Source organism: Thermoflavifilum thermophilum, from assembly GCF_900116565.1.
Classification (GTDB): domain Bacteria; phylum Bacteroidota; class Bacteroidia; order Chitinophagales; family Chitinophagaceae; genus Thermoflavifilum; species Thermoflavifilum thermophilum.
The window spans coordinates 1,120,185-1,134,239 of the sequence record NZ_FPCJ01000001.1 but is presented as its reverse complement, the minus strand read 5'-3'; the positions used below and the strand labels follow the sequence as shown (position 1 = coordinate 1,134,239).

8 protein-coding genes are annotated in these 14,055 nt (G+C 48.2%); 4 read left to right on the top strand and 4 right to left on the bottom strand.

The window, feature by feature from the left end:
• Positions 1–20: 20 nt before the first annotated feature.
• From BM367_RS04870 to ligA, 4 genes are read right to left on the bottom strand one after another with little or no spacing between them, the layout of a single operon-like run.
• Positions 21–2,501 carry a ligase-associated DNA damage response DEXH box helicase gene (locus BM367_RS04870; RefSeq protein ID WP_092458522.1) on the bottom strand — a complete coding sequence of 827 codons (2,481 nt, stop codon included), beginning with the start codon at positions 2,499–2,501 and terminating at the stop codon, positions 21–23.
• Positions 2,491–4,083 carry an ATP-dependent DNA ligase gene (locus BM367_RS04865; RefSeq protein WP_092458518.1) on the bottom strand — a complete coding sequence of 531 codons (1,593 nt, stop codon included), beginning with the start codon at positions 4,081–4,083 and terminating at the stop codon, positions 2,491–2,493. Before BM367_RS04865 ends, BM367_RS04870 begins: the two co-directional genes overlap by 11 nt.
• 19 nt (positions 4,084–4,102) lie before the next feature.
• On the bottom strand, positions 4,103–4,555 hold the full coding sequence (locus BM367_RS04860; protein WP_092458515.1) for a nucleoside deaminase: 453 nt from the start codon (positions 4,553–4,555) through the stop codon (positions 4,103–4,105).
• A 3-nt stretch (positions 4,556–4,558) separates the two neighbouring features.
• Entirely contained in the window at positions 4,559–6,661 is a 2,103-nt protein-coding gene (ligA, locus tag BM367_RS04855) for an NAD-dependent DNA ligase LigA (protein ID WP_092458512.1), read from the bottom strand.
• Positions 6,662–6,773: 112 nt separating this feature from the next.
• Here ligA and BM367_RS04850 point away from each other — a divergent pair, with 112 nt between their 5' ends.
• From BM367_RS04850 to BM367_RS04835, 4 genes are all read left to right on the top strand, one after another.
• Positions 6,774–8,378, top strand: a complete 1,605-nt coding sequence (locus BM367_RS04850; RefSeq protein ID WP_092458509.1) for an amidohydrolase — start codon at positions 6,774–6,776, stop codon at positions 8,376–8,378.
• A 52-nt stretch (positions 8,379–8,430) separates the two neighbouring features.
• A complete protein-coding gene (locus BM367_RS04845; protein WP_092458506.1) occupies positions 8,431–9,162 on the top strand; it encodes an NUDIX hydrolase in 732 nt (243 codons plus the stop codon).
• A gap of 154 nt (positions 9,163–9,316) precedes the next feature.
• Positions 9,317–12,271 (top strand): SusC/RagA family TonB-linked outer membrane protein, encoded by a 2,955-nt coding sequence (locus BM367_RS04840; protein ID WP_092458503.1) that lies wholly within the window; start codon positions 9,317–9,319, stop codon positions 12,269–12,271.
• A 91-nt stretch (positions 12,272–12,362) separates the two neighbouring features.
• Positions 12,363–13,985 (top strand): RagB/SusD family nutrient uptake outer membrane protein, encoded by a 1,623-nt coding sequence (locus BM367_RS04835; RefSeq protein ID WP_394333023.1) that lies wholly within the window; start codon positions 12,363–12,365, stop codon positions 13,983–13,985.
• Positions 13,986–14,055 lie beyond the last annotated feature (70 nt).

The window sequence follows — 14,055 nt, the reverse complement described above, 5'->3', positions numbered from 1 at the left end:
TTTTGTTTTACAAATGCAGCTCATGAGTTGTTGCCATGCAGTTGGCGTAGCATGCGCCGGATGCGGTCTTCCAGTTTTTCACTGCTCAGGCTTTCCCGAAGGCTGTCAACCTTAATCGGGAAACTGAAAGGAGTCAGCTGTGCGGGTTTTTTCAGGATGATGTGTTGATGCTGGATGCGATGGAGGGCATTTTGAAGCCTTAGCAGATCTATTTGTTCCAGCAAGGCTTCATCCAATGCCTGTTTCAGCAACAGGTTAGCCGGATCGTAATCTCGGAGCACATCAAACAGCAGCCCGGTAGAGGATTGCAGATGACGTTGTAGTTTGGGTGCACCAGGATAGCCCTGAAATACCAATCCGGCAATGCAGGCTATATCGCGAAATTTTCGTTTGGCCATTTCGGTGGCATTGATGCTATGCAGCAAATCGTCCTGCAAAGAGGCTGGATGGAGCCATTGTTTGAGGGATGAGGCGTTGATGTGGAGGGGTTGATCTGTAAGCAATTCAAAGCCGTAATCGTTCATAGCCATGGAAAACGTTCGGGGTTGTTGCCTGGCAATGCGATAGGCCAGCAGGCTGGCGATGGCCTCATGCACCTGTCGGCCTTCAAAGGGATAGACAAACAGATGATGACCATCGCGGGTAATGATGTATTCTACCAGCAATTCATCTGGCCCGGGCAGGTGTGATACTTCCTGCTGCAGGGACAGCAAGGGACGAAGAAATCGGATTTCTTCGGCTGAGGTATCGGGTGCTGTGAGTTGTTGGCGCAGCTCAGCGGCCAGCGGCCCCGAGAGGGGAATACGTCCGCCCAGCCAGCTGGGAATCCAGGCTTGTGCAGCGTTGGATTTTCTTACCCACACGGTCAGGTCTTTTATTCTCACCAGCTCCAGGGTTTTGCCTGCCAGCACAAAATGGTCGCCCGGGTTAAGCCGGGATATGAAATATTCTTCAATCAATCCGATGTAGTCTCCATGCAGCATTTTCACTTTCAGCATCGCATCACTTACGATGGTACCAATGTGCAAACGATGGCGCATGGCCAGTTTGCGATGGGCGATGTGGTAATGCCCGTTTTTAGATACCAGTTTTTGAAATTCATCATAATGCTGCAGGGCCTCACCGCCATGGGTAAGGAAACCGAGAATCCAGTTCCATTCTTCATCGGATAGCTGATGAAAAGCGTAAGTATGGCGGACGACCTGCAGCATTTCTTCAGCCTGGAATCCTGTACCAATGGATAGGGTTGTCAGAAACTGGATCAATACATCGAAGGCCATCACCACGGGGCGGGGTTGTTCCATTTGCTGCTGGTTGATGGCTGATTTCAGGGCGGCCACTTCGGCCAGTTCCAGCGCATGGGTCGGAAGAAACCAGATGGTGCTCACCGCCCCGGGCTGATGACCACTGCGCCCTGCCCGTTGAAGAAAGCGGGCAATGCTTTTGGGACTGCCTACCTGGATTACGGTATCAACCGGACGGAAGTCTACTCCCAGATCGAGGCTGGATGTGCAAATCACGGCCTTCAGCCGTCCCTCGTGCAAAGCCTCTTCCACCCAATGGCGAAGCCCCTGATCCATGGAGCCATGATGAAGTGCCAGAGCACCGGCCAGTTCGGGTGCGGCATCGAGCAAGGCCTGATACCACCGCTCGGCCATCCCCCGGGTGTTGATGAATATCAGGATGGATTGGCTTCGCCTGATCAGGGGGATGATTTTGTCAATAAGTTTTAGTCCCAGATGTCCGGCCCAGGGATAGGTTTCAATGTCGTCCGGGTAGAGGGTTTCAATGCGAATCGCTTTTTGGATTTGTGCCCGGATAAAGATTTTTTTTGCAGGTGGTGGATAGCCCCAGAGGGCTTCCATCGCATCTTCGGGGTTTGCCAGGGTGGCCGACAGCGCCCAGATGGGGATGGAAGGCTTACCCTGTTTGGTTGTTTGCAGATATTGCAGGTAGGCACAAGCCAGGCTCACAAGCACGCCTCTTTTGCTACCCAGCAGTTCATGCCATTCGTCGACTACGATCATGTTGAGCGAACGGAAATAATCCGGATGGCGGGTATGGGTTAACAACAGATGCAGGCTTTCGGGTGTAATAACCAATACTTCTGGCATTTGCTTTTGTTGTTGCTGGCGCATGGCGGGGCTGGTATCTCCGTTTCGCACGCCCACTTTCCATGGCAGTCCCAGCTCATGCAGGGTTTGTTGCATAGTATGAGCCAGATCATTGGCCAATGCCCGAAGAGGGGTTATCCAAAGCAGCCTGAGGCCTGAGGAGGCGGAAGTGGAAGAAGGGTGGTTGATCCACTGAGCCACGGCAGGCAGGAATACGGCAAATGTTTTTCCGCATCCAGTGGGGGCCTGAACGAGTCCGGAATAGCCTTTTAGCACATGTATCCAGGCTTGATACTGGAAGTCGGCAATTTGCCAGCCTTTGTCCAGCATCCAGCGTTCGATTTTTTGAAAGCCGGGAGTATGACGCAAGGCCTGTTCAGCTTCCATACAGCTTAAGCAGTTGTTTCAAATCTTCCAGCGTATTGATTTCTTCGGGTTTTTTGTCTTTTCGCCAGCGGAGGATGCGGGGAAAACGTACGGCCACGCCTGAGCGGTGCCGGCGGGAAGGAGCCACTCCCTCAAACGCAATTTCAAATACCAGCAAGGGCTCCACAGTTTTTACCGGTCCGAATTGTTCCCGGCTGTGGGTTTTGATAAACCGGTCCACCTCCCGGATTTCTTCGTCGGTCAGGCCGGAATAAGCCCGGGCAAAAGGAACCAGTTGATTTCCGTCGCGCAAGGCAAACGTATAGTCGGTATACAGGCTGGCGCGCCTGCCATGGCCGCGTTGGGCATACAGCATCACGGCATCCAGGGAAAATGGATTTACCTTCCATTTCCACCATTCGCCTTTATGGCGACCAGTTCGGTAAATGGAGTCCTTTTTCTTCAACATCAATCCTTCACTACCCATGCCACGGGCATGCTGGCGGGCCAGCGACAGGGCTTCCCAATCCGCAAAAGATACCAGCGGGGAAAGGCAAAGTTGAGGGTGGGATATTTGTTGGATGCAGATTTCCAGCAGCCGACGGCGTTCGGTAAAAGGCAGATTTCTCAGGTCAGCTCCCTGAAACTCCAGCAGATCGTAAGCCATAAAAATTATTGGTATCTGTTGCATTAACTGAGTAGTGATACGTTTGCGACCGATCCTTGTCTGCAGTTGTTGGAAGGGTAAAATCTTTTTGTCCCGGCAGGGGAGTATTTCGCCATCCAGTACGGTACCATCGGGCAAGTGGGTTGCAGCTGTGATCAGTTCCGGGAAACGATCGCTGATTAGCTCTTCGCCTCTGGACCAGAGAAAAGTTTGGCCTTTTCGCCGGATCAGTTGTCCGCGGATGCCATCCCATTTCCATTCGGCCGCCCATGCTTCCGGGTAGCCCAGTGCTTCGGGGTCCTGTTCAAGGGGGTATGCCAGGCAAAAGGGATAAGGCCTGGAAATATTTTCAGTGGAGGGATGCAGCAGCACGTCAAGCTCAGTTTGTGAGGGATCCCATTGGCCGGAAATGCAATGCGCCACGGTAGATTTTTCCAGCCCATATACCTCTGCAATAGCCTGTACCACGAGGTTTTGAGATACTCCAACCCGGAAAGCGCCGGTGAGGAGTTTGTGCATTACGAAGCGGCCGGTCTGGTCGAAGGTTTGCCAGCAGCTGATTAGGAATTGCTGTTTTTCGGCTTCCGAAGCGCCCTGGAGTTGGCGGAGCTGTTGCATCATCTGGTGCAGGGGAGGAAGCGCATCAGGAAGTATAGGGCTATCGGGAATCAACAAGGCAATGGTTTCGGCCAGGTCACCTACCGTTTGATAACATTCTTCGAATAGCCAGTCGGGCATCTGCAAATAGGTTTTGCACGCATTTTTCAGCTGGGTGGAATGAATGGGACGCCTGGGCCGCCGGCCGGTGAAGAGTGCCAGGGTCCAGATCGCATCGCGCGGATCGGCAGTCTGGAAATAATTTTTAAGAGCTTCCAGTTTTTCGAGGGTTTTATGGGTTTGGTCGAGTCGTTGGATCAGGGCAATCAATTCTTTCATGCGCAATGGCCTTTAGCTGTTATAACCGACGCTCCGCAAAAAAGTTTTTCAGCAGCCGGATGCTTTCTTCTGCCAATAATCCACCTTGCACCGTGGTTTTGGGATGAAAAGGATGTGTCCGTTGTTGGTGGATGCGAAAGCCATTTTTTTCGTCGGTAGTGGCATAAACCACCCGGCCGATCTGGCTCCAGTAAAGGGCGCCGGTGCACATCAGGCAGGGCTCCAGGGTTACGTAAAGAGTAGCCTGGGGCAGGTATTTGCTCCCGATGGCGTGGAATGCAGCTGTCAGTGCCAGCATTTCAGCATGGGCGGTTGAGTCGTTCAGCAGCTCTACCTGGTTATGGGCGCGGGCAATGATTTGTCCGTCAATGACTAAAACGGCACCCACGGGCACTTCTCCGGCTTCGTAAGCCTTTCGGGCTTCTTTTAATGCTTCGCGCATGAATCGCTGGTCAGCTTCAAGGGACGACATAGATCAGGCTGATTCAATGAGTTTCAAAAACTGGGATTCATCGATAATTTTCACGGATGGCATTTTCCTGGCTTTTTCAAGCTTTGACCCTGGCTCCTCACCCACGACCAGATAATCCAGGTTACGACTTACCGAATTGGCAATTTTACCTCCATGCTGTTCTACCAGGGCTTCGGCTTCATGTCGTTTGAGATGGGGTAAAGTTCCGGTAAATAAAAAAGTTTTGCCAGCCAGCTTGCCTGCCGGCCTGGATGGCTGTGCCTGGTTGTGCATATTGACACCTAACTTTTCCAGTTCTTGCAGCATACGAATGTTGTCAGCATTATGGAAGAAGTCGTAGATGCTGCCGGCCACTTTGGGCCCAATATCGGGGAGCTGGGTGAGCTGATCAACAGACCAATGCTGCAAATCCGGTAAGTAATGGATCGCCTGGGCCAGGGTTCGTGCCGTGGTTTCGCCCACGTATCGGATGCCCAGGGCAAAGATCAGGCGGTGGAGGGGTTGTTTTTTGGAGGCTTCAACAGCCTGTTGCAGATTGTGTACGGATTTTTCGCCAAAACCTTCCAATTGTTTAATCTTATCATAATCCAGTCGGTAAATGTCGGGTATGCTTCGCAACAACCCCAGTTCGTAAAAACGCCTGACATTGGCTTCACCCAGGCTTTTGATATCCATGGCATCTTTGCTTACGAAGTGGATGATGCGCTCCAGTACCTGGGCTTCGCAGTTGATATTGACACAGCGCCAGGCAGCTTCGCCGGGTGTTTTAACGAGTGTATCCCCGCAAACCGGGCAATGATGGGGGAATTGAATAGGTTTTTCTTTGCCTGTTCGCATTTCCACAACCGGTTTTACGATGTAGGGGATCACGTCGCCGGCACGTTCCACCAGCACGGTGTCACCTATGCGCAGGTCTTTTTCCCGGATGACATCTTCGTTAAACAGGGAAATGGAGCTGATGGTCACGCCGCCAATCGGCACCGGATCGATTTTCGCAACGGGGGTGATGGTGCCCGTACGGCCCACCTGGAATTCCACCTTGCGCAATACGGAGGTAGCCTGTCGGGCTTTGAATTTATAGGCCATGGCCCAGCGGGGGTGATGCGTGGTGGCGCCGATTTTTTCCTGAAGCCTTAGATCATCTACCTTGATTACCATGCCGTCAATTTCATAAGGCAAAGTATCGCGCAGGTGTTCGAATTCCTGGAGGTACTGAATGGCTTCGTCGATATGATGAACGATTTTGATGAGCTGATAAGGGGTGGGAAATCCCAATTGGTGCAAGGTTTTGATGACGCCCGACTGGTAGTGAAGTACCTGGGGCAAGGGTTGGCTATCGGCCATTTCCACGAAGCTGATCTGATACAATACGGCCTGGAGTTTTCGTTTGGCCACTTCGCGCGGATCGATCATGCGCAAAGAACCCGAGGTGGCATTGCGTGGATTGGCAAAAGGCGGCAGGTTTTCGGCCAGGCGCTGCTGATTGAGGGCTTTGAAAGTATCTTTGTGCATCAGTACTTCCCCCCGGATTTCCACCCGCCGGATGCCCAGCGAGGAAAATGGCGCGGCTAGGGGAATTGCTTTAATCTGTTTAATATTGGTGGTGATTTCATCTCCCCGTACTCCATCGCCCCGGGTAGCTCCGCGCACCAGCATATCGTTTTCATAGATCAATGAAATGCTGGCCCCGTCGTATTTGGGTTCAATGCAGTAATCCACCTTTGAAATGCCCGACAGTTCCTTTACCCGGCGATCCCAATCGCGTAGGTCTTCGGCATTGTATGAGTTGTCGAGCGAAAGCATGGGGGTAAGATGGACTACAGTTGGAAATTGTTCGGTAAGTCCGCTGGCAATCCGTTGGGTGGGGGAATCGGGTGTAACCAGTTCGGGGTGTTTTTCTTCGATTTGTTTCAGCCGATGGAAGAGTTGATCATATTCGGAATCGCTAATGACGGGATCATCCTGTACGTAATACCTCCATTCCGCATAACGAAGTGCCTGCCGCAATTGCTGAACATGCTGTTCGGGAGCGGTATCTTCTGCTTTTTGTTCCAGCAGATGCTTCAGCAGCCGGGAAAGTTCTTTTTCTTGCTCTGGCGTATACATGGGATAAAGATTAAATTCGCAAAGTATTAAATATGTTAGGGTGAATACGAAAGCCTTTTCTGTTTTTATCCAGGCAATCAAATATACTTTATTCCCAATCATATCAGGCTTTATGCTCAGCTGTCATACCTCTACACAGCAGGCGGATCTGATCCTGTATCATGCCACTATTTACACAGTAGATGATAACTTTCGCATGGCTCAGGCCATGGCCATCCGGCAGGGGAAAATCGTGGCTGTAGGCAGCGACCAGCAGATTCTGCACGACTATTCGGCTCCGCAAAAAATAGATCTGCAAGGGCATTTTGTGTATCCCGGATTTATTGATGCCCATGCTCATTTTTATAGCTACGCTCTATCGTTGTTGTCGGTTGATTTAACCGGAACACGAAGCTGGGAAGAGGTGCTGGAACGTGTAAAAGCCTTTGCTGCCACGCACCCGCAAGGCTGGATTGTGGGCCGGGGATGGGATCAGAATGATTGGCCCGGCAAGCAGTTTCCCGACAGAGCTGAATTGGATCGTATTTTTCCGCATAGGCCCGTATTGCTTACACGAGTTGACGGGCATGCAGCCATTGCCAATGGCGAAGCCCTGAAACAGGCCGGTATCAAACCCGGGAAAACCCTGGAGGGAGGTTTGTTTGTAACCAAACAGGGACGCCTAACAGGTGTGCTGATTGATAATGCGGTGGAGAAAGTAGCCAGTCTGATACCTCCGCTGGATGATGCTACCAAGCTAAAGGCCTTGCAGGAAGCTGAACAGCGCTGTTTCGCCGTGGGCCTCACCACGGTAGCCGATTGTGGCCTTCCCAAACAGACAATTGACTTTCTGGACAGCCTGCAGCGTGCTGGCAAGCTGCGCATGCGGATCTATGCGATGGCAGCTGATGAAAAAGAAAATTATGATTACTACCTGAAACATGGGCCTTATCAAACCGATCGCATGCATGTATGTGCTTTTAAACTCTTTGCAGATGGCGCACTGGGGTCGCGGGGAGCCTGTCTGCTGCAGCCTTACAGCGATCAACCCGGGTGGTATGGTTTTTTACTCAAAGACAGGAAATATTTTGACAGCATAGCGCATGTCCTTATCAACAGCCCATTTCAGATGTGTACCCACGCCATAGGCGATTCTGCCAATCGCGTGATGTTGCAGATTTATGCATCGGTGCTCAAGCCCGGTAATGATCGCCGCTGGCGCATTGAACATGCCCAGGTCGTGCATCCCGATGATGTGCCGTTGTTTGGAAAATATGCCATTGTGCCTTCTGTACAGCCCACCCATGCCACTTCTGATATGTACTGGGCAGGCGAGCGGTTGGGCAAGGAGAGGCTTCGTTATGCCTATGCCTTTCAGGATTTGCTCCGGCAAAATGGCTGGTTGCCGCTGGGTACTGATTTTCCGGTGGAAGATATCGATCCGCGAAAAACCTTTTGTGCTGCGGTGTTCCGGCAGGATAGTACCGGTTATCCGCCCGGCGGTTTTCAGCCTGAAAATGCCCTGACGCGTGAACAGGCCCTCCGGGGCATGACCATCTGGGCGGCTCGTGCGCAATTTGAAGAACAGGAAAAAGGCAGCTTGGAGCCTGGCAAATGGGCTGATTTTGTGGTAATGGAAAAAGATCTGATGCAGATACCAGCACGGGAAATTTTGCATAACCCCATACTGGCAACCTATCAAGCTGGGCAGCTGGTATATGCACGAACACGAGATTGACAAACAGGTAAAAAGACTATATTTTTACGATTTTTCTCAAATCAGATAAAATATGCAAAGCCATACTTCCTTTCCCATAAAAAACATCAACACCCACCTGACGGAAATCAAGGATTATTTCAAAGTGGCCGTGTCGGTGGATTGTGTCATATTTGGCTTTGATGGTAGTGTGTTAAAGGTATTGTTGATCAAGTCGGACCTGGCTCAATATAAAAATAAGTGGTCATTGCTGGGCGATATTGTTCGCCCCGACGAAGAGCTGGATGCGGCGGCATATCGGGTGCTTCGGGAACGCACCGGCCTGGAAAATGTATACATGGAACAGGTACATACTTTTGGTGCATTGAACCGGCATCCGGCAGGCCGCGTCATCACGGTGGCTTATTATTCGCTGGTGAATATCCATCATGTGCAGCTCAGGGTCAGTGATTTCGGGTTGCACTGGCATGCGGTAAAAGACATCAAGCAAATGGCGTTTGACCATAAGCAGATTTTGGATACCTGTGTCAAACGCTTGCAGGACCGTATCATCGAACACCCGGTAGGTTTTAATCTGCTACCTAAAAAATTTTCGCTCCGGGAATTGCAAAATCTCTATGAAGCCGTGCTGGGAGTGAAATTTGACCGAAGGAATTTTCGGAAAAAATTCCTTTCCATGGGGCTTATTGAAGATTTGCATGAAGTGGAAAATGATGTGCGTCATCGGCCAGCCAAGCTATACAAGTTCAATGAAAAGGCCATGTGGAAAAACACCCGGTTTTTGAATGTCAATAGCATTGATTAAAGCCGGATGCTTGTGGAAGGAGCTTAACAAAAAATTTAATTTTTTTTTGCTTTTCGTTTTTCTTTTCAAACATTTTCTTTTAAATTGCGTTTAAGTTACGCAATGTTCTTTTAACGATTGAGCCATTTATTCCTTTACCCATAAACGTTACCATATGATGCACAGTCGTACTTTTACCAGGCCCTGGCTGGCCACATTGTTCTTTCTAACTCTTGCTCAATTTGCTTTCTCCCAGGCCCGTACCATCAGTGGGCGTGTAGTAGATGCCCAATCTGGAAGCTCGATGGCAGGCGTTACTGTCAGGGTTAAAGAAGTATCGGGTGTGGGTACCACCACCAATGCGCAGGGTGTATTTCAGCTCAATGTACCTGCAGAAGCCAAAACATTGATCTTCTCTTTTGTAGGATATCAGAATCAGGAAGTGCCCATCACGGGAAATGAGATCAATGTATCATTGAAACCTGGAGAAGCCTTGCAGGAAGTAGTGGTAGTAGGTTATGGTACCCAGCGTGCACAGGACGTAAGTGCAGCCATCAGCAGCATCTCCAACAAGGATTTCAACAAGGGAATCGTCACCAACCCGATGCAGCAAATTCAAGGCAAAGTGGCGGGTTTAGTGATTACCCAACCGGGCGGGGATCCCAACCAAAATGTAATCATTCGGTTACGCGGACAAACCTCCATCACAGGTGGGCAAACGCCTTTGATTGTAGTGGATGGAGTGCCATTAGATGATCCTTCGCAGATTGCCAATATTCCACCGGGAGATATTGAATCTTATGACGTATTGAAAGATGCTTCTGCAACAGCTATTTATGGTTCGCGTGGTGCCAATGGGGTAATCATCATTAACACGAAAAAAGGCCGGGCTGGTCAGACATCTGTAACTTACAATGGGTATGTAGGGCTCGACTGGCAAGCCAAATATTATGACCTGTTAACTGCAGATGAATGGAGAACGGCCACCAAACAGTTAGGTAATTATCAAGCCAGCCTGGATAAAGGAGCCAATACTAATTGGCAAAAAGCCATTACCCAAACCGCTTTCAGCCATGCGCATAATTTAATGGTCAGTGGTGGAACAGATAAGTTCACCTATTCGGCTGCTGGCAACTATATTAACCAACAGGGTATTGTCATCAACTCCGGGAAAACAGAAGTTGGCCTTCGCTTCAATGCCCAACAAAAAGCATTAGATGATAAGTTAACCCTGAATTATGGCCTCTTGACCACCCGCACCAACCGGAAATATGTGGATTACAGTATTTTCACTTATGTATTTAGCACGCCTCCAACTTACCCCGTATATAATCCAGATGGGAGCTATTTTGGGTACTTTGACTTTGAACAGCAAAACCCGGTAGCTCAACAAATGTTGCAATTAAACCGCGGCAATGAAAATCTGAACATCTACAGTGCGGGCGCTGATTATGAATTGTTGAAAGGCTTGAAATTAGGTATGTTAGGTTCTTTATCCTATTTCAACAAACAAACTGATTTCTTTCAGCCCACTTTGCCTGGTGTAGGTAACATTAATAATGGAGCGAAATATGCCGAAAACAGAAATTCGAAAAAAGGCAATATTCATATTGAATATACCCGCACCTGGAACAATGTGCATCATTTTGATTTCACAGGTGTTTATGAGTACAATGATTTTGAATACGACAATTTCCGGGCAGCTGGTCAGCAATATCTGGTAGAAGAAAATCAGGATAATGCACTCCAGAATGGCAACACGGCATTTAATCAGATTTCTTCTTACAAGGAAGAATATAAACTCATTTCTTTCCTGGGTCGCGTCACCTACAACTATAAAGGCAAATATTATATTGATGCGAGCTTCCGTCGTGACGGTTCTTCCAAGTTTGGGGTGAATAACCGCTGGGGTAATTTCCCCGCAGTATCTGCAGCTTGGCGCATCAGTGAAGAAGGATTCATGCGAAATATTTCCTGGATCAATGATTTGAAACTAAAAATCGGATATGGCGTTACCGGTAATCAGGATGCTATTACTCCTTATGCAACACAATTGCTGGTAGGAAGCATTGGAAGATATTACAATCCAGTTAACCCCGCTTATGCATATCCCCAGTCCTATGCGCCTACCCAGAATGCGAATCCCGATCTGAAATGGGAGGAAAGACATGGATTTAACGTCGGTGCCAATTTCTCTTTGTTCAATGACCGGCTGGGTGGTGATGTGAATGTGTTTAATGATAAAACCAAAAGTTTGTTGTATAACTACACCGTTCCTACTCCGCCTTTCTATGTGAACACTATTTTGGCCAATGTGGGAACCCTAACCAACAAAGGAGTTGAGATTGCTTTGAACGGAACGATCATCAAAGGAAGCAAATTTACCTGGACAGCAAACGGGCAGATTACTTTTATTAAAACCCGTGTAACCAGCCTTTCCGGCACTTATGCAGGTTACAAATTATCAACTGATAATATTCCTGGTGGATATGCTGAAGGACGTGGATTGAGCAGCAATCCCATTACTTTCCTGAAGGTAGGTTATTCACCGTATGTGTTTTATTTACCACACTGGGAAGGAGTGGATGCCAATGGCAATCAGCTATTTGATTCTGCAGGGGTTAAAATTCCTAATTATGGTAATGCAACATTCCGGTACATTGATCCGGCTCCTAAATTTAATTATGGATTGGGAAGCACCTTGAATTACGGCAACTGGAGCTTGAATTTCTTCTTTAGAGGCGTATATGGACAGAAGATTTTCAACAATACTTTGTTAGATGTAGAATTCATCAAACGCTTGCCGGGTAACAATGTGACGAAAGAAGCGCTAACCAATGGCATACAAGATGCCGCAGTAGCTTCTGATCACTGGCTGGAAAACGCTTCTTACTTAAGATTAGATAATGTATCGCTTTCGTATTCCTTTAAACAAGTGAAAGGCATTGGCAGCATTGATGTATATCTCACGGCTAACAATGTATTTGTAATCACTCCATATCGGGGCTTAGATCCTGAAATCAGAAATGCAGATACCAACGAAGCCTACATTGATGCGAATTATGGAAGCGATGGATACTACCCGAGAACCAGATCTGTGGTGTTTGGGGTAAATGTTTCATTTAAATAACCCATAATTCCATGAAGCTATGAAACATTTATTTTCTATTGATCAAAAACATGTAGACATGAAACCTTTTCGCTCATACATCAAAATTTTCTTGCTGGTTGCCTCATTATTTTCTTTTCAAGCATGTACTGATCTCAGCCAGCATGTATATAGTGTAACGCCTATTCAGAACTTTTATCAGACACCCGATCAAATTGCTGCCGGGTTGGCTCCTGCCTATCAGGCCTTGACAGCCATTGCTGGCAACCCAAGCAATGTATTTAATCTTCAGGAAGTATCGAGTGATGAAGTCATTGTACCGACGCGGGGTGCTGACTGGTACGATAATGCGCAATGGCAGCAGCTCTGGTTGCATACCTGGCCTACCAATCATAATGTGGTCAATGGTGCCTGGGGCGATATCTATAATGGCATTGGAAAGGTAAACTTTATCTTGAGTGTAGTGAACAGTTTACCCAATAAACCTGCTACGATCGGGGAAATTAACGCAGAACTAAAATTATTGCGTGCATACTATTATTATCTGGCCATGGATCTGTTTGGGAATGTGCCGCTGGTAACAGATTTCAATACGAATCCGAATACCGTAACCAACAGCGCCAGAAAAGACGTGTTTAATTTCATAGAATCAGAGATTAAAAATAATATTGATTCGCTTCCTACCAATGTAGATGCAAGCACTTATGGTCGTGTCACCAAATGGATGGCTTTTGCCTTGCTGGCCAAAATCTATTTGAACGCACAAGTATATACAGGAACACCTCGTTGGGCCGACTGCATTGCTGCTTGCGATTCCATCATCAATTCCGGTAAATATAGTTTGCTTCCCAACTATTTCGACAATTTCGCCGTGAACAACAGTGATCTGGTAGGTTCAGGCAATGAAAACATTTTCGTAGTGCCTTTTGATAAAACTAATATCGGAGGTGACAATATGGAAATGGCCACGCTTCACTACCAAAGTGATAAAACTTTTGGCCTTTCGGGTAGCCCGTGGAATGGATTTTCCAGCACGGCCGATTATTATGCACAGTTTGATACTTCTTCTACTTACTCCGTACAGAGCGGCGAATTGCTGCGTACGTACAATGATCAGCGAACCGGTCAGTTCTTAATCGGTCAGCAATATGCTATTCCTTATCATTATCCACCCAGTACGTATGTTGACAGTGCCGATCCTTCGCTGGCATTAAAAGATGCGCAAACAGGACTATCGCTAAAATTTTCACCTTACGTGTTGCAACTTTCCAATCCCGCAGATAGCTTCAGGCTTGCTGGCTTGCGCAATATCAAATACTTTCCGGAAGCTGGCACGGCAGGTAGCCAGAGCAATGATGTGGTGCTGTTCCGTTATGCCGATATTCTGTTAATGAAAGCCGAATGTGAGGTGCGATTGGGTATCAACCTTCCTGATGCATTGAATTTGGTGAATCAGATTCGCGAGCGGGCTTATGGAAACAACCTGCACGACTGGACGATAGCCAATTTAACTTTACCGAATATCTTAGCCGAAAGAGCTCGTGAACTGGCCTGGGAAGGCTTCCGTCGTCAGGATCTGATTCGTTTTGAAGTGGCCTCGGGTACACCCTATTTCAGCGCTGCCCGTACACCAGCCAAACCAGCCGATCCTGCTGATCATCATCTTTATATCTATCCGATACCTGCTCAGCAAATCACATCCAATCCCAATCTGAAGCAAAATCCAGGCTATTAACAACAGCATCACTGATTTTTGATTTACTTTACATCAGGCATCTTTACATATTGATAAAGATGCCTGATGA

What these genes read in the sequence shown, in the direction of transcription:
- BM367_RS04870 (WP_092458522.1), bottom strand. Translation starts at nt 2,501, where the DNA reads ATGGAAGCTGAACAGGCCTTGCGTCATACTCCCGGCTTTCAAAAAATC.
- BM367_RS04865 (WP_092458518.1), bottom strand. Translation starts at nt 4,083, where the DNA reads ATGAAAGAATTGATTGCCCTGATCCAACGACTCGACCAAACCCATAAA.
- BM367_RS04860 (WP_092458515.1), bottom strand. Translation starts at nt 4,555, where the DNA reads ATGTCGTCCCTTGAAGCTGACCAGCGATTCATGCGCGAAGCATTAAAA.
- ligA (WP_092458512.1), bottom strand. Translation starts at nt 6,661, where the DNA reads ATGTATACGCCAGAGCAAGAAAAAGAACTTTCCCGGCTGCTGAAGCAT.
- BM367_RS04850 (WP_092458509.1), top strand. Translation starts at nt 6,774, where the DNA reads ATGCTCAGCTGTCATACCTCTACACAGCAGGCGGATCTGATCCTGTAT.
- BM367_RS04845 (WP_092458506.1), top strand. Translation starts at nt 8,431, where the DNA reads ATGCAAAGCCATACTTCCTTTCCCATAAAAAACATCAACACCCACCTG.
- BM367_RS04840 (WP_092458503.1), top strand. Translation starts at nt 9,317, where the DNA reads ATGATGCACAGTCGTACTTTTACCAGGCCCTGGCTGGCCACATTGTTC.